This window comes from Streptomyces sp. NPDC022910, assembly GCF_055561075.1.
Genome location: NZ_JBVHHL010000015.1, coordinates 91,680 through 116,015, shown reverse-complemented (window position 1 = coordinate 116,015; position 24,336 = coordinate 91,680). Strand labels below are relative to the sequence as shown.

Genomic DNA, 24,336 nt, shown 5'->3' with positions numbered 1-24,336 from the left:
AGAGGGCGATCCGGGGGCCTGTGGAACAACGACCGGATGCGTCGCTACCGGCGGAGGAAAACCGGACCGCCACGCTTGGAGGCGGGACGTCGCCGGGTGGGGCCGAACTTGTCGGTGGGTGGTGCTGGGCGTCGTGGGGCGGTGCCCGGGGTGACAGGGGTGTGGGGTGATGGGTTGCGGGGCCCGGCGATGGACGCCTCGTCGACGGCCGCCGGCGCGGCGAACGGGTGTCGGTCGTCGCCACCGTGACGCGCACGCTCGCGCTGACGGTGTTGCGGACGGTCGGAACGAAATGAAGACAAGGTAAGAAGTCTGGTCTCACGATTACCCCGCGTACCTGCATGAATCACACGGAGTAGCGGGCTTTTCGTCTCACTCGTTGCTGCAATCCAGTGACAGCCGGGTCGCAGCCGGGTCAGCTCCGTGGAAGCCTCGGAGGTGCGCGCAGTTGGGGGAATCCGTCAGTGGGGGATCTGTCACAGCACAGGAGACAAACGTGAAATCCTCGCTTCGTACCCGCTCCGCCCGTGTCCTCTCCGTCGGTGCGCTCGCCGTTGCGCTGGCGACGACCGGGGCGGCCGGCGCCTTCGCCGCCGACCCCGCCTCGACGACGCAGCGCACGACCGTGACGGCGGCCTCGATCACCGTCCAGCCGTCCCAGAACGAGCTGCAGGCCGGTCAGTCCGTGACGTTCACGGGTCACACCAAGGGCCTGAAGATAGGCGACACGCTGACGCTCCAGCGGTACAACGGCAGCCAGTGGGTCACCGTGAAGTCCGTCAAGGTGGTGTCGGGTGACACCTACACCTTCTCGGCCGTCAAGCTCAACAACAAGGGCACCGAGAGGTTCCGGGTGAGCCACCAGAACGCGATGTCGCCGACGGTGATCGTCACCGTGAGGTGACGCCGCGAGGCTGACGCCACGAGGCTGAGGGGCGCCCCGGATCCGGGGCGCCCCTTCTCGTGCCCGACTCCTAATCCTCGCTGCAGAACCGCTTGGTCGCCAAGGCTGCTCCGTCCTTGAAGCCCTTCTCGTAGTTCGGGTCCACGACGGTGATGCCCTGCGGCTGCTTGGCGCCGCACGCCTTCTTGACCAGTGCGAATCCGTCCGCGAAGCCCTTCTTGTACTGGGCCTTCGCGTCCTTTGACTCCTTCGGTTCCGTGGCCTTCGGCGTGCTACCGCAGTTCACCGTCCCGTCCTCGTCGGTGGAGGCGCGGTACTTTCCGGGACCCAGGTCGTTGACGGCGAACGATCCGTCGTCCGTCTTCACGGACCCGCCTCCGCCGCCTCCGGAGAACGACACGGAACCGGGTTCGAAACCGGACCCGTGGAGGGTGAACTTCGGGGCGTCCGGCTTGGAGTTGGCCTTGTCCTGGGTGAGCAGACACCTCGCCTTGGCGGGGACGAGGGCGGGTGAGTGCCCCGCCGCTCCGTGCGCGGCGACGGCAGGTCCGAGGACCAGTGAGGAGACGACCAGCGGGGCGATCATCGCGAGACGACGAGTGCGGATCATGTTCTTCCTCCCGTGAGCGGGAAGGGGCAGGCCGACGGGGCGGCGTGCCCTGCTTGCAGAAGGCACTACGCACTGAGCCGAGTGAAGTGAGACGAACGCGAGCAGTGCCGCGGCTCCGGGCACCCTCGCGGGGCTCGCCACCGATCCGCGGACCGGAGCCGCGGCGGGACTCCGCCACGCTCCACGCCTCGGCTCGGGGCACCGGACGTGATGGTCGCGCGGGGCGATACGCGTCTGCCGCCGCACGATCCACACGTGGTCACCCTTGATCACGTGTGCCGTCTCTCCCATGCTCCGCCGCGCCGCCTGGCATGTCCACCGGAGCCACAGACGTCCCACTGGCACCACGGTTCGGTACCAGTCACGGCGTGCGGCACCCGCCGGCACTTCCCCTGCTGCCCGGCCCGGATCGGGCCGGGCACTTCGCTGCTGACGCACCCTCGGGAGATGGCCGTGCACAGCCTGTTCCTCGCCGGAAGCAGAAAGAAGGCGGAGCCCTGCCTCGAAACAGAGGCCTTTGGGAGCAAGTGGTCCTATTTCAGCGCATCCTGGAGAATCTCCAAGGCATTCCGGACATGTGACGGCGTATTGCTTACCCGGCAGCGGTGTCGCACTTTCTCGGGCACTGGTGAGGGCGGGACTCGAAAGCCTCGCCCGACGCCCGAGAGACCTCAGCTCAGGGCCACACCAAGCAATAAGGCTGATGCCCCGCCTCATGCAGCCGGTGACTGAAGTCCTGCCACTCGTGCAGCAGCTGGTACACGTTGAATGCGTCCCGCGGACCGCCCCGGTCCGGCACCGTCGACCAGATGAACGCCGCCGCGCCCACCGCCTCCTCGCCGATGCCGCGCAGGGGGTCCACGACCGTCATGGGGAGCTTGACCACCGCGTAGTCGGGGTGCAGGACCACCAGTTCCAGCGGCGGGACCTTGTGCAGCGGGACGCCCTCGATGCCCGTGAGGACCATCGCCGCCACCGTCTCCGGCTTGATCTTGGTGAACATGCCGCCCATGCCGAGCTCGTCGCCGCCGAGTTCCTCGGGCCGCATCGAGATCGGGACGCGGGCTGCCGTGGCGCCGTCCGGCGCGCCGAAGTATTTGTACGTCACCCCCACCCGACCACCATTCCCGCTCCCCGCCCCGAGTCGGTCGATCGTACGATCTCCACGGTCCATACGCGCTGCACGGTCGATCCGCTCAGGCTCACCCTGCGAAAGCTGTGAACCCTGAGAGGCCGAGCCCTGCGCCTCGTGCGGCGCCGGCGCCCGACGTGTCTCGGTCGTCTCCTCCGCGTCGCGCCGGTGCCTTCCCCGCCGGGCACGCCGAGGACCCAGATCATCGGTCCCCTCGCCCAGTCCGCCACCGCGATGCATATCTCCACCCGACTGCTTTTCTAGGACGCGTGGCCCCCGCCGCGCAACCCGATCATCGTGCCAGTGACCTCCCCCACGGCCGCCCGCCGAAACGTGCGTTGAAACACCTGTCCGCAGGATCTTCGCAGCCTCTGACACCATGGCTAGTGTGAGCTATCCGTACGAAGCCCCAGTTTCGCAGACTCTTTTCGAGCGCGCGGCGGCCGTCACGCCCGGCGGCGTGAACTCTCCGGTGCGCGCCTTCCGCGCCGTGGGCGGTACGCCCCGGTTCATGGTGTCCGGGAACGGTCCCTATCTGACCGATGCCGACGGACGCGAATATGTTGATCTTGTTTGTTCGTGGGGGCCCATGATTCTCGGGCATTCCCACCCTGAGGTGATCGCCGCCGTCCAGGAGGCCGTCTCGCGCGGTACCTCCTTCGGTACGCCCGGTGAGGGCGAGGTCGCGCTCGCCGAGGAGATCGTCGCACGGGTCGAGCCCGTCGAGCAGGTGCGCCTCGTCTCCAGTGGGACGGAAGCCACCATGTCGGCGATCCGGCTCGCACGCGGGTTCACCCGGCGGTCCAAGGTGATCAAGTTCGCCGGTTGTTATCACGGGCACGTGGACTCCCTGCTCGCTGCCGCCGGGTCCGGGGTCGCGACGTTCGCGCTGCCCGACACCCCGGGCGTCACCGGCGCCCAGGCCGGCGACACCATCGTCCTGCCCTACAACGACCTGGACGCCGTCCGCGCCGCGTTCGAAGCCCACCCCTCAGAGATCGCCTGCGTGATCACCGAGGCCTCGCCCGGGAACATGGGGGTCGTGCCGCCGCTTGCGGGGTTCAACCAGGGGCTGAAGGATCTCTGCCGGGAGAACGGCGCCCTTTACGTTTCCGACGAGGTCATGACCGGTTTCCGGACCAGCCGTGCCGGGTGGTTCGGGATCGACGGTGTCACGCCCGACCTCATGACCTTCGGGAAGGTCATGGGCGGTGGGTTCCCCGCCGCCGCCTTCGGCGGACGCGAGGACGTCATGGCGCACCTCGCCCCGGCCGGGCCCGTCTACCAGGCCGGCACCCTCTCCGGAAACCCGGTGGCCACCGCCGCCGGCCTCGCCCAGCTGCGGCTCCTCGACGACGCCGCGTACGAGAAGGTCGATGCCGTGTCCGAGGAGATCCGTACGCTCGTCACCGATGCGCTGACCAAGGAAGGCGTGGCGCACCGGCTCCAGAGCGCCTCCAACATGTTCTCCGTGTTCTTCACCGACCGCCCGGTGGTCGACTACGAGGACGCCAAGGGTCAGGAGTCCTTCCGGTTCACCGCCTTCTTCCACTCTCTTCTCGCGCAGGGCGTCTATCTGCCGCCCTCGTCCTTCGAATCCTGGTTCGTCTCCACCGCTCACGACGAGCGGGCGATCCAGCGAATCGCCGACGCCCTTCCGGCGGCGGCCCGTGCAGCAGCGGAGGCCACGGCAGCATGAGTGACATCACCGTCGTCCATCTGATGCGGCACGGCGAGGTCGCCAACCCGGACGGAGTGCTCTACGGGCGGCTGCCCGGCTATCACCTGTCCGAGCTGGGGCGGCGGATGGCCGAGCGGGTCGCCGACCACCTCTCCTCCCGGGACATCACCCACGTCGTCGCGTCCCCGCTGGAGCGGGCGCAGGAGACGGCCACCCCGATCGCCAAGGCGCACGGGCTCGATCTCGCCGTCGACGAGCGGCTCATCGAGGCCGAGAACGTCTTCCAGGGCAAGACCTTCGGCGTCGGGGACGGTGCGCTGCGGCGGCCGGAGAACTGGAAGCACCTCGTCAACCCGTTCAAGCCGTCCTGGGGCGAGCCGTACGTCGACCAGGTCGTACGGATGATGGGCGCGCTGGACGCCGCCAAGGACGCGGCGCGCGGACACGAGGCCGTGTGCGTCAGTCACCAGCTGCCGATCTGGATCGTGCGCAGCTTCGTGGAGAAGCGGCGGCTGTGGCACGACCCGCGCAAGCGGCAGTGCACGCTCGCCTCCTTGACCACGTTCACGTACCAGGGCGACAAGATCGTGTCCGTGGGGTACACCGAGCCGGCCCGGGATCTGGTCCCTGCGCACCTGCTCGCGGGCGCCAAGCCGGTCAAGGGGAAGGACAAGGCGTTCGGGGCCTGAGCGCTTTCCCCTGCCTTGCCGCACCGTGACGGCGTACGCCTTGCGCCAAGGCGTACGCTTCGTCACAAAACGTATGCAGTCCCGTCATGTAGCCGTATCTTCGTAAAATCCGCTGCACATACGCGCCTTCGGCGGAACCTTTCTCTCCGTCGCGCCCTCTCATTGTGTGACCGCTGAGAGGGCGCTATGAGATGGGGACGACATGCGGGAGTTCAGCCGACGGGGACTGATAGGACTCGGGGCGGGGGCGGCGGCCGCGATAGGACTGGCCGCGTGCGGTTCCCAATCCCAACGGCATGACGGTGCGAACCCCGGTCACGGTTCCGGCAAGGAGAGCCCCGGCACCTCCAGCAGCCCCACGGCCACCGCGCGTCCCCTCGGAGACGGCTCCACCTCCGACACGGGCAAGCAGCCCAACCAGCCGGGAAAGCCGGTTCCCCTGGAGGCCGGTGAGACGCCGCCGCAGTTCGTCGTCTTTTCCTGGGACGGCGCCGGAGAGGTCGGTAACGGGCTTTTCCCGCGCTTCCTCGATCTCGCCGAGGAACACGGCGCGCACATGACCTTCTTCCTCTCCGGGGTCTATCTGCTGCCGGAGTCGAAAAAGCGGACATACCTGCCGCCGAACAACCGGCCGGGCGCCTCGGACATCGGTTATCTGACGGACGCCCACATCCGCTCCACGCTGCAGAACGTCCGCCGCGCATGGCTCGAGGGCCATGAGATCGGCACCCACTTCAACGGCCACTTCTGTTCCGGATTCGGCACCGTCGCGCACTGGACGCCCAAGCAGTGGCGCAGCGAGATCGACCAGGCCAAGTCCTTCGTCAAGGAGTGGCGCACCAACACCGGGTTCACCGACCTGCCGCCGCTGCCCTTCGATTACGAAAAGGAGCTCATCGGCGGCCGTACGCCCTGCCTCCTCGGCCAGGACAACCTGCTGCCCACGGCCCGCGAACTCGGCTGGCGCTACGACGCCTCCTCGCCCGGCGGCCGTCAGCGCTGGCCGGTGAGGCGGCAGGGCCTGTGGGACTACCCGCTCCAGTTGATCCCGTTCCCCGGGCACCGGTTCGAGGTGCTCTCGATGGACTACAACATCCTTGCCAACCAGTCGATCAGGACGACACAGGCGCCCCCCTCCAACTACCCGGGCTGGCGCACCCAGGCGGCGAATGCCTACATAGCCGGATTCAGGCGGGCATACGAGACGAACCGCGCCCCCTTCTTCATAGGCAACCACTTCGAGCACTGGAACGGCGGCATCTACATGGACGCCGTCGAAGAGGCGTTCAAGCACATCGCGCGAGAGAAGGAGAAGGGCGCCGACGTACGGCTCGTCTCCTTCCGGCAGTTCACGGACTGGCTGGACGTCCAGCGGCCCGAGGTCGTGCGCAAGCTGCAGTCCCTGGACGTGGGGCAGCGGCCGGCCGGTGGCTGGAAGGAGTTCCTGGGGGGTGCCGGCAACGGGGCTTCGGGCGACCCGTCAAAGGCCGCCTGAAATGCGGTTTTCGGCCCACAAGGGGGGTGGGCAAGATCCCCGGATCGGACATGCGAAACTTTTCACATGAGTGCCGCCTGCCGCGCCCCCCGGCGCCTGAACCGCACCCGCACCCGTAGTCGCAGCCGCCGACGCGCCGCCCTGGCCACCGCCGGGGCCGCCGTCGCGGTGCTCGTCCTGTCCGCCTGCGGTTCCGGCGGCACCTCCGGGGGTTCCGGCAACACCAACTTCATCACCGGCAAGGACGGCATCGCGACCGTCAAGAAGGGCGAGCGGGCCGCCGCCCCCGACCTGTCCGGCACGACGATCGACGGCAAGAAGCTGGACGTCGCCGACTACAAGGGCAAGGTCGTCGTCATCAACGTCTGGGGCTCCTGGTGCCCGCCCTGCCGCGCCGAGGCGTCGAACTTCGTCAAGGTCGCCGCGGACACGGCGAGCAAGGGCGTCCAGTTCGTGGGGATCAACACCCGCGACACCAGTACGCAGCCCGCCCGCGCCTTCGAGAAGCAGTACGGGGTCACGTACCCGAGCCTGTACGACCCGACCGGCAAGCTGATGCTCCGCTTCGAGAAGGGCACGCTCAACCCGCAGGCGATCCCCTCCACACTGATCATCGACCGGGACGGGAAGATCGCCGCGCGCACGCTGCAGGCCCTCAGCGAGGACAAGCTGCGCGAGATGCTCGACCCGGTCGTCGCGGAGAAGTGACGTGAGCGGAGTCTCCACGCTCGCCGCCACGGGCTACAACGGCACCGTGCTCAACGGGGCCTTGCTGGTGGCCCTGCCCATCGCCCTGCTCGGCGGCCTCGTCTCCTTCTTCTCGCCGTGCGTCCTGCCGCTGGTCCCCGGCTACCTGTCGTACGTCACCGGGGTGACCGGCACCGACCTCGCCGAGGCGCGGCGCGGGCGGATGGTCGCCGGTGCCTCCCTCTTCGTGCTCGGCTTCACCGCCGTGTTCGTCTCCAGCGGGGCGCTGTTCGGCTACTTCGGTTCCAGCCTGCAGGAGCACAAGGACGTCCTGTCCAAGGTGCTGGGCGCGTTCATGATCCTCATGGGCGTCTTCTTCATGGGGCTGATGCCCTGGCTCACCCAGCGGGAGTTCCGCCTCCACAAACGGCCCGTGGCCGGGCTGATCGGCGCGCCCGTGCTGGGCGCGCTGTTCGGGATCGGCTGGACCCCGTGCATCGGCCCGACCCTCTCCTCCGTGCTGATGCTCTCCTCCGACCAGGGCAGCGCGGGCCGCGGGGCCCTGCTGACCGTGGCGTACTGCCTCGGCCTCGGTGTGCCGTTCGTCCTCGCCGCGGTCGCCTTCCGCAAGGCGCTCGGCGCGTTCGGCTGGGTCAAGCGGCACTATGCCTGGGTGATGCGCATCGGGGGCGGCATGATGATCGCGACGGGTCTGCTGCTGGTGACCGGTGCCTGGGACGGCATCGTGCAGCACATGCAGAGCTGGTCCGACGGCTTCACGGTGGGGATCTGATCCATGAGCGACACACGGAGCACCGACGTGCACAGCGACGTGACCCCCGGCGCCCTCGCGGGCGACACCGAGTCCGACACCACCGCGAACGGCGCCGAGCCCGACCTCGGCGAGGCGGGCTCGCAACTGTCCACCGCCCCCGTCGAGACGGCCATGCCCGGCTCCTTCGGCGGTTCCCGGGCCCCCGGCACCAAGGGCTGGATCATCTGGACCGCACGCGAGACCGTCGGCTGGGCCCGCTGGTTCTGGCGGCAGCTGACCTCCATGCGGGTCGCGCTGATCCTGCTGTTCCTGCTGTCGCTCGGCGCCATCCCCGGCTCGCTGATCCCGCAGTCCGGCACCGACGCGCTGAAGGTGCAGGACTTCATGGACGCCCACAGGACGCTGGGCCCCCTCTACGAGAAGCTCGGGCTGTTCCACGTGTACAGCTCGGTGTGGTTCGCGGCGATCTACATCCTGCTGTTCGTCTCGCTCATCGGCTGCATCGTGCCGCGCACCTGGCAGTTCGTCGGCCAGCTCAGGGGCCGCCCGCCGGGCGCGCCCAAGCGGCTGACCCGGCTGCCCGCGTATGCGACCTGGCGCACCGACGCCGACCCCGAGCAGGTCCGCGAGGCCGCGCTGAAGGTGCTCAAGCGGCGCCGCTTCCGTGCGCACGTCGCAGGCGACGCGATCGCCGCCGAGAAGGGCTATCTGCGCGAGGCCGGCAACCTGGTCTTCCACATGGCCCTGATCGTGATGCTGATCGCTTTCGCCTGGGGCCAGCTCTACAAGTCCGAGGGCAACAAGCTGATCGTCGAGGGTGACGGCTTCTCCAACACGCTCACCCAGTACGACGACTTCAAGTCCGGCAGCCTCTTCACCGACGACGACCTGGTGCCGTTCAGCTTCGACCTGAAGAAGTTCATCGGCACGTACGAGCGCACCGGCCCGAACAAGGGCACCCCGCGCACCTACCAGGCGGACATCACCTACAGCGTCGGCGCCTACGGCAAGGAGAAGAAGACCGCCGTCAAGGTCAACGAACCGCTGAACATCGGCGACGCGAAGGTCTACCTCGTCAGCCACGGGTACGCACCCGTCGTCACCGTCCGCGACGGCAAGGGCAATGTCGTCTACCACGACGCCGTACCGCTGCTGCCCATTGACTCGAACGTGACCTCGCAGGGGGCCATCAAGGTCTACGACGGCTACAAGAACGCCCAGGGCGTGCACGACCAGCTCGGCTTCGCCGCGTTCTTCGTGCCGACCTTCGCGGGCGCGGGCAAGGGCGACATGTTCTCCCAGTTCCCGGCGCTCGACTTCCCTGCGCTCGCGGTGTCCGCCTACCACGGGGACCTGGGCGTCAACGCGGGCATCCCGCAGAACGTGTACCAGCTGGACACCAAGAACAAGAACCTGCAGCCGTTCAAGGACTCCAAGGGCAACCTCGTCAAGGCCCGTCTGCTGCCCGGCGAGACCATGAAGCTGCCCGGCGGCAACGGCTCGATCACCTTCGACAAGGACATCAAGCAGTGGGCCGGCTTCCAGGTCGTGCAGCAGCCCGGCACCGGCTGGGCGCTCGGCGGTGCGATCGCCGCGATCTTCGGCCTGGCCGCCTCCCTGTTCATCCAGCGCCGCCGCGTCTGGGTGCGTGCGAGGACCGGAGCCGACGGCGTCACCGTCGTCGAGATGGCGGGCCTCGGCCGCAGCGAATCCGCGAAACTGCCCGAGGAACTCGGCGACCTGGCCGCGCTCGTCCACGACCAGGCGCCCACGAAGACCGACGACGAACCGACCTCCGACGCCGACCCCGATCAGGAGCCGGGCGCCGCAACCCCCGTACCTGCCGCTGAAGGGGCTCAGAAGAAGTGACCCTCGCCACCGCCACCAACGAACATCTCGCGAACCTCAGCAACACGCTGATCTACTCCGCGATGGCCGTCTACACCCTGGCCTTCTTCGCGTACATCGCCGAATGGCTCTTCGGCAGCCGCAGCAAGGTCGCCCGTACGGCGAACGCGCTCACCACCGATGCCGCGAAGAAGGCGGCGGCCCCCGCCGTCACGGTCAAGAAGGCCGGGGGCACCGCGGTGCTCGAGCGGCCGAAGGTCGTCACCCGCTCCGCGGCCGGTGCCCGGGACGTGCCGGACGGCCCCGGCGCCCACGGCGGCGACGAGCAGGGCGACCTCTACGGCCGGATCGCCGTGTCGCTCACCGTGCTGTCCTTCCTCGTCGAACTCGCCGGCGTCGTCGCCCGCGCGGCCTCCGTACAGCGGGCGCCGTGGGGCAACATGTACGAGTTCAACATCAGCTTCTCCACGGTCGCCGTCGGCGTGTACCTCGTGCTGCTCGCGCTGAAGAAGAACGTGCGGTGGCTGGGCCTCTTCCTCACCACCTCGGTCCTGCTGGACCTCGGCCTCGCCGTCACCGTCCTGTACACCGCCAGCGACCAGCTCGTCCCCGCCCTCCACTCGTACTGGCTGTATATCCACGTCTCCACCGCCATCCTCTGCGGCGCGGTCTTCTACGTCGGCGCGGTCGGCACGCTCCTCTACCTCTTCAAGGACTCGTACGAGAGCAAGCTTCAGAACGGCGGCAAGCCGGGCACCTTCGCCACCTCGGTCCTGGAGCGGCTGCCCGCCTCGGCGTCCCTCGACAAGTTCGCCTACCGCGTGAACGCCGCCGTGTTCCCGCTGTGGACGTTCACGATCATCGCGGGTGCCATCTGGGCGGAGTCCGCCTGGGGCCGCTACTGGGGCTGGGACCCCAAGGAGACCTGGGCCTTCATCACCTGGGTCGCGTACGCCTGCTACCTGCACGCCCGCTCCACGGCCGGCTGGAAGGGCCGCAAGGCTGCCTACATCGCGCTCATCGCCTTCGGCTGCTGGCTGTTCAACTACTACGGCGTGAACATCTTCGTCACCGGAAAGCACTCGTACGCGGGCGTGTGAGCCGCCTGCGCCCAAGGCCGGTTCCTGTGACGTGAGTCACCGGAACCGGCCTTTGTCGTACGGACAGATGGGGAATGTGGACACGAACCTGAGGAGACGCATCCGCGCGGGCGATCACGCGCGTTCGGCGAGCTCTTCGACGCCTACGCACGGTCCGTCTGCAACCACGCCTTCCGGCTCACCGGGGACTGGGCGCAGGCGGAGGACGCCGTGTCGCTGGCCTTCCTGGACGCGACGCCTGGCGGCTGCGGGGCAAGGTCGACGAGGACGGCGGGGCCCTGTGGCCCTGGCTGCTGGGCATCGCGACCAACGTCACGCGCAACGCGTGCCGCGCTCTACCGCGCCGCGGCGAAGATCCCCGGCGTCCAGGTGGTCCGGAACGTGGAGGACTCGGCCGGCCGCGAAGGCGTCGCGGTCACCCGGGCAAGCGGTGGCGAGCTCGAGCAACTGATCTTCGACCCGAAGACGTACACCTTCCTCGGGGAGCGCGGGCTGGACGCGAAAGGCAAGGTCACGGGCGTGAGCGCGGTCCTCACGCGGGCCGTGGTGGACAAGACGGGAGAGCGCCCGTAACACGTGCAAAACGTCCGTTCGCGGGCCAGGCTGGTGTCATGACCGATCCCATCGAAGAGGGCACCGTCGAGCACCGGGGGGACATGCACGTACGGCACTTCCTGCTGCACCTGCCCCGGCCCGTGGAGGAGGTCTGGCCCGCGCTGGCCTCCTCCGACGGCCTGCGGGGCTGGCTGGCCGCCGCGGAGCCGTTCGAACCACGGCTCGGCGGCGCGGTGGGACTCCGGCTGCCCGACGGCCCGGACCGGGGGCGCATCACGGCGTGGGACGTGGAACGGGTCGCCGAGTACACGGTGGAGGGCCGCGGACGCATCCGCTTCCACCTGGAGCCCGACCGTCCTTCGGGCACGACCGTGCGTTTCACGCACGAGACCGAGGAGGACAGGGACCCGGGCTGGAGGGAGCGCTTCGAGCGCCTGCTCGCGTACGTGGGCGGCAGCACCGTATGAGACCGATCGGTCGGCGCTGCTGTGAGGGGCACCAATGCCGCAGTGAACAAGGGGAGTTGGTTCGGTCCTTCACGCCACCGGCCGCAGCTCCCCCGCCGCGGCCGGTGCGCCCCGCACGATGCGGTGTGCGCACAGCGCGGTGAGCAGTTCGCCGAGCAGGTCCGGGTCGGCTATCTCCAGGCCGAGAAGGGACTCGATGCGGTCCAGGCGCTGGTAGAGGGACTGACGGCCGATGTGCAGCAGGGCCGCCGTGCGTGTGGGTGAGCAGCCGTGCCGGAGGTGGACCTCCAGGGTGCGGGTCAGGTCGCTGGAGTGCGCCGCCTCCCAGGCCAGCAGCGGGCCCAGCGTGTGCTGGACCAGGCGGGCGAGGCGGTCGCGGTTGGCGTCCATGCCGCCGCGGGTCAGCTCGCGTTCGAGGGTGAGCGCGCGTGACGACGTCACCAGCGGGCCGCGGGCGGCGGACGGTTCGGCGGACGGGACGGTCAGGGCCAGCTCCAGCGTCGTACGGGCCGCCCGCAGTGTCTCGCTCCACCGCAGCCAGCCGCCGCCCGCCGCCACGGCGTGTCCGACCGCGACGGTCAGCTCGGCCTCGGCGACGGTGTGGAAGGCATCCTGCACGGCGCGCACCGGGTCGCGCGCCGGCCGCCGCGCGCGCTCGGCGCCCCGCGCGCCGCCACGCACACCCGCGACCGCCCGCCCGTCCGCGCCCCGCACCCGGCCGAAGGCCGACTCCGCCGTTCCCGGCAACGCGAGCAACGCCAGCACATCCCCCGGAAACGCGGCCGCCAGCACCCCACCCCCGCCCAGCGCCCGTACCGCCCGCTGCACAACCCCGGCATCCCGCGCCCTGTGCACCGACACTCCGACCAGCCGCGCCCCCGGGCCCGGCTGGAACCCGGCGAGGCCCGCCCGCGCCTCCACCTCGGGCTGGTTGAGCGCCTGCCCGTCGGCCAGGTCGGCGAGCAGGGCCGCCGTATGGTCGTCGCCCCAGGGCCGCACGACGGACCGCCCGGACAGCCCGCGGGCGACGATCGCCCGGTTCGCGGCCTCGGTGATCCGCACGAAGGGCACGACCCGGTGCAGTGCGAGCAGCGGCAGCCCGAGGTGCCGCGCCTCGTCCGTCACCTCGTCCGGCATGCGCGGCAGGGACCGCCCCACCTCGACCGCGAGTCCCGCCGCGCCCCGCGCGGCCAGCTCGCGCACATACCGCCGCCGGATCTCCTCGCCGGTGTCTGTCAGCCCGAAGCCGTTCGTCAGCAGCAGCTCGCCGCCGTCCAGGAAGTTCGCGTCCTCGTACACCTCGCTCGAGTGGACCCAGCGCACCGGGCGGTCGAGCGATCCCTCGCCCGCCAGCAACTCGGGCTCGGCCGCCCGTACCGGGTCGAGGGCCAGGATCTCGCGAAGGGTGAGTGCGGGCACGAGAACCTCCGGGGGCGACAGTTCGTCCGGCTGCGGGTTGTCCGGAGAGTACTTTCCGCACGTTGCCCCGGTGTTTCGGCCGACGGAGAGTGAAGGCATGGATCAGGCACAGGCACACGAGTGGCTCGCCACGGCCGTCGCGGAGGCCCGCGCCGGCCTCGCCGAGGGCGGTATTCCCATCGGCGCGGCGCTCTACGGCGCGGACGGCACCCTCCTCGGCCGCGGCCACAACCGCCGTGTCCAGGACGGCGACCCGTCGATGCACGCGGAGACGTCCGCCTTTCGTGCGGCGGGGCGCGAGCGCTCGTACCGGGGTACGACGATGGTGACCACCCTGTCGCCGTGTTGGTACTGCAGCGGTCTGGTCCGCCAGTTCGGCATCTCCCGGCTGATCGTCGGAGAGGCGACCACGTTCCACGGCGGCCACGACTGGCTCGCGGACCACGGTGTGGAGGTGGTCCTCCTGGACGACCCCGAGTGCACGACGTTGATGCGCGACTTCATCGAGAAGAACCCGGCTCTGTGGAATGAGGACATCGGAAGTGACTGAGCCCCGTATCCCCACCATCGATCTGCGGCCCTGGCTGGACGGCGATCCGGACGCCCGCGCACGTATCGCCCATACCGTCGACGCGGCGCTTCAGACCGCCGGTTTCCTCCTGGTGACCGGCCACGGCGTGGACCCGGGACTGCGGGCCCGGATCCGGGAGGCGGCGCGGACGTTCTTCACGCTGCCTCCCGAGGTCAAGGAGACGTACACCGCCAAGGTCGGCGGGCGCGGCTGGCTCGGCCCCGGTGCCGAGGCCAACGGCTACTCCGAGGGTACCGAGACGCCGCCCGACCTCAAGGAATCGCTGACCTTCGCGACGCATGAGCCGTTCGAGGACCCGGAGATCAACGCGGAGTGGTACGCGCCCAACGTCTGGCCGGCACAGGTGCCGGAGCTGCGGGTGCTGTGCGGGGAGTACCTGGAGCGGATGGCGGAGCTGGAGAACCATCTGCTGTCGCTGCTCGGCGAGGCGCTGGGCCTCGAACCGGAGTTCTTCACACGGCACATGGCACACCCCACCTACGGCTTCAATATCAACTGGTATCCGGGCACGGAGGTCATCGGCGATCCGGAGCCGGGCCAGTTCCGCATCGGTCCGCACACCGACTTCGGGACCGTCACGATCCTCGACCGGCAGGCCGGCAAGGGCGGTCTCCAGGTCTACACGGACGAGGGCGGCTGGGAGGACGCGCCGTACGACCCGGAGGCGTTCACCATCAACATCGGTGATCTGATGGCCCGTTGGACCGGTGATCGCTGGCGCTCGGGCCGCCACCGCGTCCTGCCGCCGCCGGCGGACGCGCCCGCCGAGGAGCTGATGTCCCTCGTCTACTTCGGCGAGTGCACCCCGGGGACCGTCGTCGAGTCGGTTCCGGCGCCGGTGGGGCGGGTGGCGTACGAGCCGGTCGACTCCCATGTGTATCTGCGGGAGAAGCTGGACTCGATCACTGTGGGCTGAGCCCGACGCCGCCCCGGAGGCCGGACCCCGGACGGGGCCCAAGACACCCGCAGCATCTTCCCGTGCTCGTCCGCGCCCCATCAGCCGGTGCGCCTCCGCCGCCTCCTCGAGGCCGAACTCCGCGGTCACCGGCAGGGTGACGGTCCCCTCCACCGCCGTGGCGAAGGCCCGTTCGGCCCGGGTGCGCAGCTCGCCCGGGGCCGTCTGGGCCAGGGCGAGGGCGGAGAAGCCCGGAGACCGACCGAGCGCGGGGGCAGAGCTCCGGCCGGCCCACCGGCCAGGCGGGCTCTGTGCTCGCGAGCACTCCGGCACCGGTCATCGGGCCGCGCCCGAGCACACCGACCCCGACGACGTCCCCGTCCAGACCGCCCTGTCCGCCCTCGCCGATCCCGTACGCATCACGCTCGTACGGGAGCCCACGGCATCCGCCGACCGGTCCCGCAGCTGCGGCAGTTTCGACGTCCCGGTCGGCAAGGCGGCCCCTGAGCCACCACTTCACCGACCAGTTCACCGTTCCTGCGCCAGGCGTGCCTGGTGGAACAGCGGGACGAGGGCCCGAGGCGGGTCAGCCGCCTCAGGTGCACGGAGTCCGACGCCCGCTTCCCGGGACTCCTCGCGCTCGTCCTGCACGAGGATCCCCTCGGTGAGTCGCTGACGGAGTCCGGAAGTACGTGCCCCCAGACCCCGTCAGCGACTGACGCGGAACGTCACACCTCGGACGCCGGTTCCTGCCGGCTTTTCTCCCGGGCGGGAGCCGTCGCCTCCCGCCCCCGCAGCGCCGCGTACACCCCCGCGCTCACCGCGAAGCCGACCAGGCAGGTGATGTCACCGAAGGACGGGTGGTGCTTCGGGACCCAGCCCACGTACTTCTCCTGGTTGGAGAAGAGCGGGACGGACACCGCCACGCCGATCAACAGTGCGGCGACGCCCGGCCAGTTGGTGAAGGAACGGTCGGTGAGCCGGGCGGTCAGCTCCTCGTGCGGCGTGCGCGACCGGAGCCACCGCTCGGTCAGCACGACGCCCAGCCAGGGGCCCACCCAGTACGCGATGACGAGCAGGAACGCCTCGTACGCCGCCCCCGCGTCCGACAGCGACGCCCACGCCGCCGCCGTGCCCACGATCCCGGACAGCACGACCAGCACGCTGCGGCCCAGCCAGGCGGGGAGCCTGAGGCCCAGCGAGGTGACCGAAATCGCGGAGGAGTAGATGTTCAGGGCGTTCGCGGAAACCGCGCCGAGGATGACGGCGAGCAGCACCAGGTTGCTCAGCCAGCCCGGGAGATGGCCCGTGAACGCCGCCGTCGGGGTCGCGTCCTTCGGTGCCGCGATCGTCGCCGAGGCCGCGCCGATGACCGCCACCACCGCGACCGACACGAACAGCCCGAGCGCCGGGTAGAGGACCGTCTTGAAACGGCTCGCCGTGCGCGGCAGGTAGCGCGAGTAGTCCGTCGCGTAGGGGTTCCAGCCCGCCGCATAGCCCCAGGCGGTGCTGAACGCCAGCAGGAAGCCGCCGATGCCGCCGCCCGTGCCACCCCCGCCCAGGTCTGCGTGCTTGAAGGTCCACACCCCGGCCAGCAGGAAGATCACCGCGAGTGCCGGGAACGCGTACTTCTCGAAGGCGTGGACGAAGTTGTGGCCGATGAAGCCGATCACGATCTCCGCCACCACCACGAGCAGCAGGGAGGGCAGCGGCTTCAGGCCCGTCAGCGTGTTCAGCGCGAAGGCCGCGCTCAGGCTGTTCACCGCGAACCAACCCACCCCCGCCACCAGGGCGTTGACGCCGGACGGCAGGAGGTTGCCCTGGTGGCCGAAGGAGAACCGGCCGATCACCATCTGCGGAACGCCGAATCGCGGGCCGTCCAGGGACAGCACGCCCTGGGTGAACGCGCCGAGCGCGGTGCCGAGGAGGATGGCGGCGGTCGCCTGCCAGAAGCCCAGACCGAAGAAGAGGACCGGGATCACGCCGATGTAGACGGTCGCGAACTCGATGTTCGGGGAGGCCCACGTCCAGAGCAACTGAAGTGGGCCGCCATGCCGTTCGGCGTCCGGAATGGGTTCCGAGCCCGCCGTCTCGACGGCGATGACCCGGTCGCCGTACCCGGGGGCGATCGTGGTGGCTGAGCTGGCGGGAGCAGTCGTCATGCGAGGTAAGTGTCCGGTCCGGGCAAGCCCCGGCCCAGAGGCGCACTGTCCGTTTCGGGAGGCTTGCCGGCGTACAACCTGTAGGCATCGAAGGTGACCAGCAGCCGGAGCTCCATCAGCCGGGTCTCGGGGTCCTCAGCCCTTGGAGTCCTCAGTCCTTGGAGTCCTCAGTCCTTGGACTCCCCACCGCTTTCCCGGCGTCGCAGTTCTTCCTCGCGGCGGCGCAGGTCGGCCTCCCAGTCCTTCAGGAGCGCCTCGTCCTTTTTGTTCTCTTCCTTCAACGTCCTCAGGAACTCGGGGTTGTCGTCGGGCGCGACCCAGGTCGTGCGGTGGTTGCGGTGCCACTCGGAGGGGGTGGAGCCGTTCGCCGGGGCGTGGCGCACCTTGCCGGCGACGAGCCAGGCGATCGGGCCGACCAGTACCTCGCCGAAGAGCAGGATGATGATGACCCAGACCACCTTGGGCAGTCCCCGTACCTGTTCCTCGGGCGTGTTCAGGCAGTCGATGAAGGCGTATATCCACAGCGCCAGGACCAACAGGAAGGGCAGATACCTGAACATGGTGGTGCGATCCCCCAGGAGACGGCGACGGGGCATGGGACGGGCCCCGGTGACGGGGCCAGGTTAGCCGGTACCGGATACTGGAACGCATGGCTTACGACGATCTTCGGTCCCTGCTCCGGGCGCTGGAGCGCGAGGGAGACCTCAAGCGCATCAAAGCGGAGGTCGACCCGTATCTGGAGGTCGGGGAGATCGTCGACCGGGTGCAGAAGTCCGGCGGGCCGGCCCTGCTCTTCGAGAACGTGCGCGGGTCGAGCATGCCACTCGCCATGAACGTGTTCGGCACCGACCGGCGCCTGTTGAAGGCCCTCGGTCTAAAGTCGTACGGCGAGATCTCCGACAAGATCGGCGGTCTGCTGAAGCCGGAGCTGCCGCACGGGTTCGTCGGGGTGCGCGAGGCCTTCGGAAAGCTCGGCGCGATGACACACGTACCCCCCAAGAAGGTCAAAGCGGACAACGCGCCCGTACAGGAAGTGGTCCTGCGCGGCGAGGACGTCGACCTCGACACCCTGCCCGCCCTCTTCACCTGGCCCCAGGACGGCGGTTCCTTCTTCAACCTGGGACTCACGCACACCAAGGATCCGGAGACCGGGATCCGCAACCTCGGGCTGTACCGCCTTCAGCGCCACGACAAGCGCACCATCGGCATGCACTGGCAGATCCACAAGGACAGCCGCAACCACTACCAGGTGGCGGCCCGGCGCGGCGAGAAGCTCCCGGTCGCCATCGCCTTCGGGTGCCCCCCGGCGGTGACGTACGCCTCCACCGCACCGCTCCCCGGCGACATCGACGAGTACCTCTTCGCAGGGTTCATCGCGGGCAGGCGCATCGAGATGGTCGACTGCAAGACGGTCCCGCTCCAGGTCCCCGCCCATGCCGAAGTCGTGCTGGAGGGCTGGCTGGAGCCCGGCGAGATGCTCCCCGAGGGCCCGTTCGGGGATCACACCGGCTTCTACACGCCGCAGGAGCCCTTCCCCGCCCTGAAGGTCGACTGCGTCACCATGCGCCGCCGCCCCCTGCTGCAGTCGATCGTCGTGGGCCGCCCCCCGACGGAGGACGGACCCCTCGGCCGGGCGACCGAGCGGTTCTTCCTCCCGCTCCTCAAGATCATCGTGCCGGACATCGTGGACTACCACCTCCCCGAGGCGGGCGGCTTCCACAACTGCGCGATCGTGTCGATCGACAAGAAGTACCCCAAGCACGCCCAGAAGGTGATGCACGCCATCTGGGGCGCGCACATGATGTCCCTCACCAAGCTGATCGTGGTCGTCGACTCCGACTGCGACGTGCACGATCTGCACGAGGTCGCCTGGCGCGCCCTCGGCAACACCGACTACGCCCGTGACCTCACGGTCGTGGAAGGACCCGTCGACCACCTCGACCACGCCTCGTACCAGCAGTTCTGGGGCGGCAAGGCGGGCATCGACGCGACCAGGAAGTGGCCCGAGGAGGGCTACACGAGGGACGGCGGCTGGCCCGACATGGTCCTGTCCGACCCGGAGACGGCGGCGAAGGTCACCAGCCGCTGGAAGGAGTACGGCCTGTGAGCAGCGCCTCCGCCGCGATCCCGCAGCCGGGACGCACCAAGGCGTTCCTGCGCCTGGTGATGATCGAGCACTCCGTCTTCGCCCTGCCCTTCGCGTACATCGCCTCGCTGACCGCGATGTACCAGTGGGACAGGAACATCCACTGGGGCCGGCTGTTCCTCGTCACGGTCGCCATGGTGGGCCTGCGCACCTTCGCCATGGCGGCGAACCGGGTCATCGACCGGGAGATCGACGCCCGCAACCCGCGCACCGCCCACCGCGAACTGGTCACCGGAACGATGACGGTGCGGCACGCCTGGACGGGCGCGCTGGTCGCCCTGGTCTTCTTCCTGGGCGCCGCGGCCCTGCTCAACCCGCTCTGCCTGGCGCTCGCCCCCATCGCGGTGATCCCGATGGTGGTGTACCCGTACGGCAAGAGGTTCACCAACTTCCCGCAGGCCATCCTCGGTCTCGCCCAGGCCATGGGCCCGGTCGGCGGCTGGCTGGCGATCAGTGGCAGGTGGGACTGGGACGCGGTGGTCCTCGGTCTCGCCGTCGGTGTCTGGATCGGCGGCTTCGACCTGATCTACGCCTGCCAGGACGTGGAGACGGACCGCGAGATCGGGGTCATGTCGGTGCCCGCCCGCTTCGGCATCCCCGCGGCCATCTGGGGCGCCCGCGTCTGCCACGCCGTCACGACTGCGCTGTTCGTCTGGTACGCCGTCGCCACCGGCGCCGGCGCCTTCTTCTGGCTGGGCCTGGTGATCGTGGCGGGCGCCTTCGTCTACGAGCACACGATCGTCCGCCCCCACGACCTGACCCGCGTGAACCGCGCCTTCTTCAGCGTCAACGGGTTCATCGGGATCGCCCTGTTCGTGTGCGCGCTGCTGGATCTGCTGGTGCGCGGCCTGACGGTCTAGGCCCGGGCGAGGAGCTCCCGCCCGGTGGCCGGGCGGCGGAACACGAACGCCGCCGCCACGCCCGACACCAGACCGATCAGATGCCCCTGCCAGCTGACGCCGGTCTGCGTGGGGGCGAGACCCATGAGGATCGACCCGCCCCAGACCGCGCCGACCAGCAGGCCGACCAGGACGCCGAGCGGGCGGCGTGCGACGAACCCGCCGACCAGCAGGAAGCCGAAGAGGCCGAAGATCAGACCGGATGCGCCCGCCGTGTTGCTGTTCGACGGTGCGGTGAGCCAGACGCCCAGGCCGTCCGCCACGATGATCAGCGCGCAGACGGCGGCGAACCGGCGCAGGCCGCCGAGGGCGGAGAGGAAACCGAGGACCAGCAGCGGCACGGTGTTGGCGGCGACATGGGCGAAGCCGAAGTGGATGAAGGCGGCCGGGACGATGTCGATCAGCTCGGAGGCGGTGCGCGGCATGATGCCGAAGTCGTCCAGGGCGTGACCACTGGCCGAATCCACCACTTCGAGCAGCCACAGCAGCGCCACCCAGCCCACCATCAGGCGGGCCGCCGCCTTGGCGCGTCCGCCCCGCGACCACTCCGGTTCCGTACCCCGCATGGCAACCCCCACCCCTCGCTCGCCCCTCGGGGAATCGGCCGGACCCCCTTGGCCGGATCCCGCCGCGCGGCGCCGGATAGGCTCGGTGTCGTGAACCCAGTCAGGCCAGGAGAGAAGTCGCGTACGCCTTGGATCGTAGGGGTGTCCGGCGCCTCCGGCACCCCGTATGCCGCTGCCGTGCTGCGCGCGCTCCTCGCCGCGGGCGAGAGCGTCGACCTGATCGTCTCCCGTGCCTCGCGGCTCACGCTGCTCGACGAGACGGGCATCGCCTTCCGGGACGTGCACTGGCGGGAGGACCTGCGGGAGTGGCTGGGGCGGGGCGCCGACGGCAAGGCCGGGACGTTCGCGGTCGACGTCGACGGGGACCGCGTTCGGTACTGGAGCGCGGGCGACCTGGCCGCCGGGCCGTCCTCCGGGTCGTACCCCGCGAAGGGGATGCTGATCGTGCCCGCGTCCACGGCCTGTGTGGCGGGTGTCGCCCTCGGGCTCTCGAAAGACCTGTTGCAGCGGGCCGCGAGCGTCACGCTCAAGGAGAGGCGGCCGCTGGCCGTCGCCGTGCGCGAGACCCCGCTCAGCGGGCAGACCCTCAGGCATCTCGTGGCGCTGGACGAGGCGGGCGCGGTCGTGCTTCCCGCGTCGCCGGCGTTCTACGCGGGGGCGACGCACATCCAGGACCTCGTGGACTTCGTCGCGGGGCGGGTGCTGGACGCGGCAGGGGTGGCGCACCGGCTGTACCGCCGTTGGGAGGGAGAGCTCGGCGGCGGAACCCGCGGCACGTGACAACCCCCGGAGCGGTCGCCACAGCTGAGCACACAGCAGCACGTGGCAGCACGCAGCAGTACCACTCATCACTTTCAGGAACTCTTCAGACCTTTTCAGCGGAAGGCTTCGATCGCATGGACGCGGTGGACAGGCAGCTCATCCAGGCCCTGAGGGAGAACGGCCGGGCCTCCTACGCGGAGCTGGGGCGCCTCGTCGGCCTGTCGGGACCCAGCGTCACCGACCGTATCAACCGCCTGGAGACGGCGGGTGTCATCACCGGCTACCGTGCCACCGTCGACGCCGCCTCCCTCGGCCTCGGCGTCACCGCCCTCATCGGTATCTCGCTCTCCGACGCCGCCGACCACGAGGACGTGGCACGCCGGCTGAGGGACCTTCAGGAGATCGAGGACTGCTGGTTCATCGCGGGCGACGACTCGTTCATGCTCAAGGTGCGCGCGAGCGACGTGGACGGCCTGGAGAAGACCATCCGCCGGCTGTCCGGCACCAAGGGCGTCTCCCGTACCCGTACCACGATCGTGCTCTCCACGAAGTGGGAGAACCGGGTGGGCGAGCTCCCGGAGGAGCGCTAGGCGCGAAGCGCCGTGGAGGGGGCACCTCCCGCCCGGGGCGTGGGGGGGTACGGTTGGTGGGTTCGTCCAAAGGGAGAGGCAGAAGCATGGATGTCGGGCTCAAGCGCGAGCTGGAGGACAAGGTCCGGGCCGGTGAGCGGCTGACCCGCGAGGACGGCATCGCGCTGTACGAGTCGGACGACCTGGCGTGGCTCGGCGGCCTTGCGCACGAGGTGCGGACCCGCAAGAACGGTGACGTGGTCCACTTCAACGTAAACCGCCACCTCAACATGACCAACGTGTGCACCGCGTCCTGCGCCTACTGCTCCTTCCAGCGCAAGCCGGGCGAGAAGGACGCGTACACGATGCGCATCGAGGAGGCGGTAGGGCTGGCCAAGGCGATGGAGTCGGAGAACCTCACCGAGCTGCACATCGTCAACGGCCTGCACCCGAACCTGCCGTGGCGCTACTACCCGCGCTCGCTGCGCGAGCTGAAGGCCGCCCTGCCGAACGTCTCGCTGAAGGCGTTCACGGCGACGGAGATCCACCACTTCGAGACGATCTCCGGTCTTTCGGCCTCCGAGATCCTGGACGAGCTGATCGACGCGGGCCTGGAGTCGCTGACCGGAGGCGGCGCGGAGATCTTCGACTGGGAGGTCCGGCAGCACATCGTCGACCACAGGACCCACTGGGAGGACTGGTCGCGCATCCACCGCCTGGCGCACGAGAAGGGTCTCAAGACCCCGTGCACCATGCTGTACGGCCACATCGAGGAGCCGCGCCACCGTGTGGACCACGTGCTGCGCCTGCGTGAACTCCAGGACGAGACCGGCGGCTTCCAGGTCTTCATCCCGCTGCGCTACCAGCACGACTTCGTGGACGTGAAGGACGGCAAGGTGCGCAACCGCCTTCAGGCACGGACGCAGATGGCGACGGGCGCCGAGGCCCTGAAGACCTTCGCGGTCTCGCGTCTCCTCTTCGACAACGTCCCGCACGTCAAGGTCTTCTGGGTCATGCACGGCGTGCAGACCGCGCAGCTGGCCCTTCAGCACGGCGCCGACGACATGGACGGCTCGGTCGTCGAGTACAAGATCACGCATGACGCGGACAACTTCGGCACGCCGAACAAGCTCACCCGTGAGGACCTGCTCGACCTGATCCGGGACGCGGGCTTCCGGCCCGTGGAGCGGAACACGCGGTACGAGATCATCCGCGAGTACGAGGGTCCGGACCCGGCGCGGCGGGACGAGCCGCAGCCCATGCGGGTCTGACCCGCATCGGAACCCGGACGAGCCCCGGCCCCGCCGGGGCTTTTCGCATGTGCGGCGGGGCACACGGAAAAGGCTTGAGTCTCCGCCGTGGTAATAGGTACCCTCCGGTCATGCCCCTTACCTTTACCCTCGACCCGGCCATGACCCCCGACCTGCGTGACGGCGTCCTCGACCTGTGGGCGGACGTGTCCGACGCCGGCGGAGCCGTGGGTTTCGTGCCGCCGGTCACACGCGAGGTGATACGTCCGGAACTCGTGAAGCACCTCGCGGCGATGAGCGAGGGGCGCACCCGGCTGCTGGTGGGTCATGACGAGGACGGACGGGTGGCGGCGACCGCGTTCCTCACCTTCAACACGCACCGGCTGATGACGCACTGGGTGTGGCTCTACACGGTGATGGTGCATCCGCGGCACCAGGGCAAGGGGTATGGCCGTGACCTGCTGGACGCCGCCGCCGACGCGGCCCGCGGCTTCGAGGGCGTCGAGGCGATACGGCTCACCTGCCGGGGCGGACTCGGTCTGGAGCGGTTCTACGGCTCCTGCGGTTACAAGGAGGTCGGCCGGGTGCCCGGTGCGATACGGGTGGCGCCCGGGGACGACCGCGACGACATCACGATGCTGCTGCCGCTGGGGTGAACCGCGGGCAGCGCACCCCCTTGCAAGATCGGATGCCCGGCGTGCTTCACTGGACGATGCCCCTTTGGGAAATCCCCCAAGTTCTCGGCTTCGATCGAACAGGGGGCACCCCCACGGAACGGAAGAGTGGATTGAGATGTTCCGCTACACGCTGATGCGCCTCGGTATCTTCGCGGGCTGCCTCGTGGTCGTCTGGGGCCTCGTCTACTCGGGCATCGTCCCGCGCGGCCTCGGCGACTCCAACGGCATCTGGGCCGTGCTGCTCGCCCTGGTGATCTCGGCCCCGATCAGCTTCGTGGTCCTGCGCAGGGAGCGCGACCGGGCGTCCGTGCAGATCGTCGAGCGAGTGGACCGCATGAAGGCCAACATCGAGGCGAACCGCGCACAGGAGGACGTGGCCGACGACTCCGCCAGGGCCCAGGGCCAGACGTCCTAGGCCGGACCGTGCGTCGACGGGCTGACCGTAGTCTTGCCCGT

General features: G+C 69.5%; 25 protein-coding genes and 2 pseudogenes. 21 read left to right on the top strand and 6 right to left on the bottom strand.

Annotated features, from left to right (window positions below):
• The first annotated feature begins 496 nt into the window (after positions 1–496).
• The gene (locus ACZ3TS_RS17195; protein ID WP_467618550.1) at positions 497–904 is read left to right on the top strand and encodes a hypothetical protein; all 408 of its coding nucleotides are present in this window, start codon (positions 497–499) and stop codon (positions 902–904) included.
• 70 nt (positions 905–974) lie between these two features.
• Here the strand turns inward: ACZ3TS_RS17195 and ACZ3TS_RS17190 are convergent, their stop codons facing one another.
• Both ACZ3TS_RS17190 and ACZ3TS_RS17185 read right to left on the bottom strand, forming a co-directional pair.
• Entirely contained in the window at positions 975–1,514 is a 540-nt protein-coding gene (locus tag ACZ3TS_RS17190) for a hypothetical protein (RefSeq protein WP_467618547.1), read from the bottom strand.
• Between the two features lie 676 nt (positions 1,515–2,190).
• Positions 2,191–2,886, bottom strand: coding sequence for a hypothetical protein (locus ACZ3TS_RS17185; protein WP_467618545.1), 696 nt, complete (start codon positions 2,884–2,886; stop codon positions 2,191–2,193).
• A gap of 139 nt (positions 2,887–3,025) precedes the next feature.
• On the opposite strand from ACZ3TS_RS17185, the gene hemL reads away from it, so the two are divergent.
• The 10 genes and pseudogenes from hemL to ACZ3TS_RS17135 all read left to right on the top strand — a co-directional run bounded on the left by hemL (position 3,026) and on the right by ACZ3TS_RS17135 (position 11,943).
• Complete coding sequence (gene hemL / locus ACZ3TS_RS17180) at positions 3,026–4,345, top strand: glutamate-1-semialdehyde 2,1-aminomutase (protein WP_467618543.1); 1,320 nt, start codon at positions 3,026–3,028, stop codon at positions 4,343–4,345.
• A complete protein-coding gene (locus tag ACZ3TS_RS17175) occupies positions 4,342–5,016 on the top strand; it encodes a histidine phosphatase family protein (protein WP_467618540.1) in 675 nt (224 codons plus the stop codon). The genes hemL and ACZ3TS_RS17175 overlap by 4 nt, the downstream gene beginning before the upstream one ends.
• 202 nt (positions 5,017–5,218) lie before the next feature.
• A complete protein-coding gene (locus tag ACZ3TS_RS17170) occupies positions 5,219–6,511 on the top strand; it encodes a polysaccharide deacetylase family protein (protein ID WP_467618538.1) in 1,293 nt (430 codons plus the stop codon).
• Positions 6,512–6,577: 66 nt separating this feature from the next.
• Positions 6,578–7,219, top strand: coding sequence for a TlpA family protein disulfide reductase (locus ACZ3TS_RS17165; protein ID WP_467618535.1), 642 nt, complete (start codon positions 6,578–6,580; stop codon positions 7,217–7,219).
• Between the two features lies 1 nt (position 7,220).
• On the top strand, positions 7,221–7,991 hold the full coding sequence (locus ACZ3TS_RS17160; RefSeq protein ID WP_467618532.1) for a cytochrome c biogenesis CcdA family protein: 771 nt from the start codon (positions 7,221–7,223) through the stop codon (positions 7,989–7,991).
• Positions 7,992–7,994: 3 nt separating this feature from the next.
• Positions 7,995–9,842, top strand: a complete 1,848-nt coding sequence (resB, locus tag ACZ3TS_RS17155; protein ID WP_467618530.1) for a cytochrome c biogenesis protein ResB — start codon at positions 7,995–7,997, stop codon at positions 9,840–9,842.
• Positions 9,839–10,921 (top strand): c-type cytochrome biogenesis protein CcsB, encoded by a 1,083-nt coding sequence (gene ccsB, locus ACZ3TS_RS17150; protein WP_467618528.1) that lies wholly within the window; start codon positions 9,839–9,841, stop codon positions 10,919–10,921. The genes resB and ccsB overlap by 4 nt, the downstream gene beginning before the upstream one ends.
• A gap of 67 nt (positions 10,922–10,988) precedes the next feature.
• Positions 10,989–11,265, top strand: a pseudogene (locus ACZ3TS_RS17145) (RNA polymerase sigma factor); the annotation flags it as partial.
• 37 nt (positions 11,266–11,302) lie between these two features.
• On the top strand, positions 11,303–11,494 hold the full coding sequence (locus ACZ3TS_RS17140) for a hypothetical protein (protein WP_467618649.1): 192 nt from the start codon (positions 11,303–11,305) through the stop codon (positions 11,492–11,494).
• A 38-nt stretch (positions 11,495–11,532) separates the two neighbouring features.
• The gene (locus ACZ3TS_RS17135) at positions 11,533–11,943 is read left to right on the top strand and encodes an SRPBCC domain-containing protein (protein WP_467618643.1); all 411 of its coding nucleotides are present in this window, start codon (positions 11,533–11,535) and stop codon (positions 11,941–11,943) included.
• A 69-nt stretch (positions 11,944–12,012) separates the two neighbouring features.
• Here the strand turns inward: ACZ3TS_RS17135 and ACZ3TS_RS17130 are convergent, their stop codons facing one another.
• Positions 12,013–13,362, bottom strand: coding sequence for a PucR family transcriptional regulator (locus ACZ3TS_RS17130; protein ID WP_467618525.1), 1,350 nt, complete (start codon positions 13,360–13,362; stop codon positions 12,013–12,015).
• Between the two features lie 97 nt (positions 13,363–13,459).
• Here ACZ3TS_RS17130 and ACZ3TS_RS17125 point away from each other — a divergent pair, with 97 nt between their 5' ends.
• The 3 genes and pseudogenes from ACZ3TS_RS17125 to ACZ3TS_RS17115 all read left to right on the top strand — a co-directional run.
• Positions 13,460–13,912, top strand: coding sequence for a nucleoside deaminase (locus tag ACZ3TS_RS17125; RefSeq protein ID WP_467618523.1), 453 nt, complete (start codon positions 13,460–13,462; stop codon positions 13,910–13,912).
• Positions 13,890–14,870 (top strand): isopenicillin N synthase family dioxygenase, encoded by a 981-nt coding sequence (locus ACZ3TS_RS17120; protein WP_467618522.1) that lies wholly within the window; start codon positions 13,890–13,892, stop codon positions 14,868–14,870. Before ACZ3TS_RS17125 ends, ACZ3TS_RS17120 begins: the two co-directional genes overlap by 23 nt.
• 307 nt (positions 14,871–15,177) lie before the next feature.
• A pseudogene (locus ACZ3TS_RS17115) lies at positions 15,178–15,506 on the top strand (ArsR/SmtB family transcription factor); the annotation flags it as partial.
• A 71-nt stretch (positions 15,507–15,577) separates the two neighbouring features.
• Here the strand turns inward: ACZ3TS_RS17115 and ACZ3TS_RS17110 are convergent.
• Together ACZ3TS_RS17110 and ACZ3TS_RS17105 are read right to left on the bottom strand one after the other, a co-directional pair.
• Positions 15,578–17,011 (bottom strand): purine-cytosine permease family protein, encoded by a 1,434-nt coding sequence (locus tag ACZ3TS_RS17110; protein WP_467618520.1) that lies wholly within the window; start codon positions 17,009–17,011, stop codon positions 15,578–15,580.
• Between the two features lie 167 nt (positions 17,012–17,178).
• Positions 17,179–17,571, bottom strand: coding sequence for a PLD nuclease N-terminal domain-containing protein (locus ACZ3TS_RS17105; protein WP_467618517.1), 393 nt, complete (start codon positions 17,569–17,571; stop codon positions 17,179–17,181).
• A gap of 89 nt (positions 17,572–17,660) precedes the next feature.
• Here ACZ3TS_RS17105 and ACZ3TS_RS17100 point away from each other — a divergent pair, with 89 nt between their 5' ends.
• Together ACZ3TS_RS17100 and mqnP are read left to right on the top strand one after the other, a co-directional pair.
• Positions 17,661–19,118: a menaquinone biosynthesis decarboxylase gene (locus tag ACZ3TS_RS17100; protein ID WP_467618515.1), complete on the top strand. Its 1,458-nt coding sequence runs from the start codon at positions 17,661–17,663 to the stop codon at positions 19,116–19,118.
• The gene (gene mqnP / locus ACZ3TS_RS17095; RefSeq protein ID WP_467618513.1) at positions 19,115–20,017 is read left to right on the top strand and encodes a menaquinone biosynthesis prenyltransferase MqnP; all 903 of its coding nucleotides are present in this window, start codon (positions 19,115–19,117) and stop codon (positions 20,015–20,017) included. The genes ACZ3TS_RS17100 and mqnP overlap by 4 nt, the downstream gene beginning before the upstream one ends.
• Here the strand turns inward: mqnP and ACZ3TS_RS17090 are convergent.
• Complete coding sequence (locus tag ACZ3TS_RS17090) at positions 20,014–20,622, bottom strand: rhomboid family intramembrane serine protease (protein ID WP_467618511.1); 609 nt, start codon at positions 20,620–20,622, stop codon at positions 20,014–20,016. The genes mqnP and ACZ3TS_RS17090 overlap by 4 nt on opposite strands.
• A gap of 90 nt (positions 20,623–20,712) precedes the next feature.
• Here ACZ3TS_RS17090 and ACZ3TS_RS17085 point away from each other — a divergent pair, with 90 nt between their 5' ends.
• The 5 genes from ACZ3TS_RS17085 to ACZ3TS_RS17065 all read left to right on the top strand — a co-directional run bounded on the left by ACZ3TS_RS17085 (position 20,713) and on the right by ACZ3TS_RS17065 (position 24,295).
• Complete coding sequence (locus ACZ3TS_RS17085) at positions 20,713–21,402, top strand: UbiX family flavin prenyltransferase (protein ID WP_467618509.1); 690 nt, start codon at positions 20,713–20,715, stop codon at positions 21,400–21,402.
• 116 nt (positions 21,403–21,518) lie between these two features.
• Positions 21,519–21,974: an Lrp/AsnC family transcriptional regulator gene (locus ACZ3TS_RS17080; protein ID WP_467618507.1), complete on the top strand. Its 456-nt coding sequence runs from the start codon at positions 21,519–21,521 to the stop codon at positions 21,972–21,974.
• A gap of 86 nt (positions 21,975–22,060) precedes the next feature.
• On the top strand, positions 22,061–23,224 hold the full coding sequence (mqnE, locus tag ACZ3TS_RS17075; protein WP_467618504.1) for an aminofutalosine synthase MqnE: 1,164 nt from the start codon (positions 22,061–22,063) through the stop codon (positions 23,222–23,224).
• A gap of 110 nt (positions 23,225–23,334) precedes the next feature.
• Complete coding sequence (locus tag ACZ3TS_RS17070) at positions 23,335–23,859, top strand: GNAT family N-acetyltransferase (RefSeq protein ID WP_467618502.1); 525 nt, start codon at positions 23,335–23,337, stop codon at positions 23,857–23,859.
• Between the two features lie 136 nt (positions 23,860–23,995).
• Positions 23,996–24,295 (top strand): DUF4229 domain-containing protein, encoded by a 300-nt coding sequence (locus ACZ3TS_RS17065; RefSeq protein WP_467618500.1) that lies wholly within the window; start codon positions 23,996–23,998, stop codon positions 24,293–24,295.
• Positions 24,296–24,336 lie beyond the last annotated feature (41 nt).

Coding starts and splice junctions, on each gene's coding strand:
- ACZ3TS_RS17135 (WP_467618643.1), top strand. CDS start 11,533: ATGACCGATCCCATCGAAGAGGGCACCGTCGAGCACCGGGGGGACATG.
- ACZ3TS_RS17110 (WP_467618520.1), bottom strand. CDS start 17,011: ATGACGACTGCTCCCGCCAGCTCAGCCACCACGATCGCCCCCGGGTAC.
- ACZ3TS_RS17105 (WP_467618517.1), bottom strand. CDS start 17,571: ATGTTCAGGTATCTGCCCTTCCTGTTGGTCCTGGCGCTGTGGATATAC.
- mqnE (WP_467618504.1), top strand. CDS start 22,061: ATGGATGTCGGGCTCAAGCGCGAGCTGGAGGACAAGGTCCGGGCCGGT.
- hemL (WP_467618543.1), top strand. CDS start 3,026: ATGGCTAGTGTGAGCTATCCGTACGAAGCCCCAGTTTCGCAGACTCTT.
- ACZ3TS_RS17170 (WP_467618538.1), top strand. CDS start 5,219: ATGCGGGAGTTCAGCCGACGGGGACTGATAGGACTCGGGGCGGGGGCG.
- ACZ3TS_RS17190 (WP_467618547.1), bottom strand. CDS start 1,514: ATGATCCGCACTCGTCGTCTCGCGATGATCGCCCCGCTGGTCGTCTCC.
- ACZ3TS_RS17120 (WP_467618522.1), top strand. CDS start 13,890: ATGAGGACATCGGAAGTGACTGAGCCCCGTATCCCCACCATCGATCTG.
- ACZ3TS_RS17175 (WP_467618540.1), top strand. CDS start 4,342: ATGAGTGACATCACCGTCGTCCATCTGATGCGGCACGGCGAGGTCGCC.
- resB (WP_467618530.1), top strand. CDS start 7,995: ATGAGCGACACACGGAGCACCGACGTGCACAGCGACGTGACCCCCGGC.
- ACZ3TS_RS17070 (WP_467618502.1), top strand. CDS start 23,335: ATGCCCCTTACCTTTACCCTCGACCCGGCCATGACCCCCGACCTGCGT.
- ACZ3TS_RS17065 (WP_467618500.1), top strand. CDS start 23,996: ATGTTCCGCTACACGCTGATGCGCCTCGGTATCTTCGCGGGCTGCCTC.
- ACZ3TS_RS17100 (WP_467618515.1), top strand. CDS start 17,661: ATGGCTTACGACGATCTTCGGTCCCTGCTCCGGGCGCTGGAGCGCGAG.
- ACZ3TS_RS17165 (WP_467618535.1), top strand. CDS start 6,578: ATGAGTGCCGCCTGCCGCGCCCCCCGGCGCCTGAACCGCACCCGCACC.
- ACZ3TS_RS17090 (WP_467618511.1), bottom strand. CDS start 20,622: ATGCGGGGTACGGAACCGGAGTGGTCGCGGGGCGGACGCGCCAAGGCG.
- ACZ3TS_RS17080 (WP_467618507.1), top strand. CDS start 21,519: ATGGACGCGGTGGACAGGCAGCTCATCCAGGCCCTGAGGGAGAACGGC.
- ACZ3TS_RS17185 (WP_467618545.1), bottom strand. CDS start 2,886: ATGCATCGCGGTGGCGGACTGGGCGAGGGGACCGATGATCTGGGTCCT.
- ACZ3TS_RS17125 (WP_467618523.1), top strand. CDS start 13,460: ATGGATCAGGCACAGGCACACGAGTGGCTCGCCACGGCCGTCGCGGAG.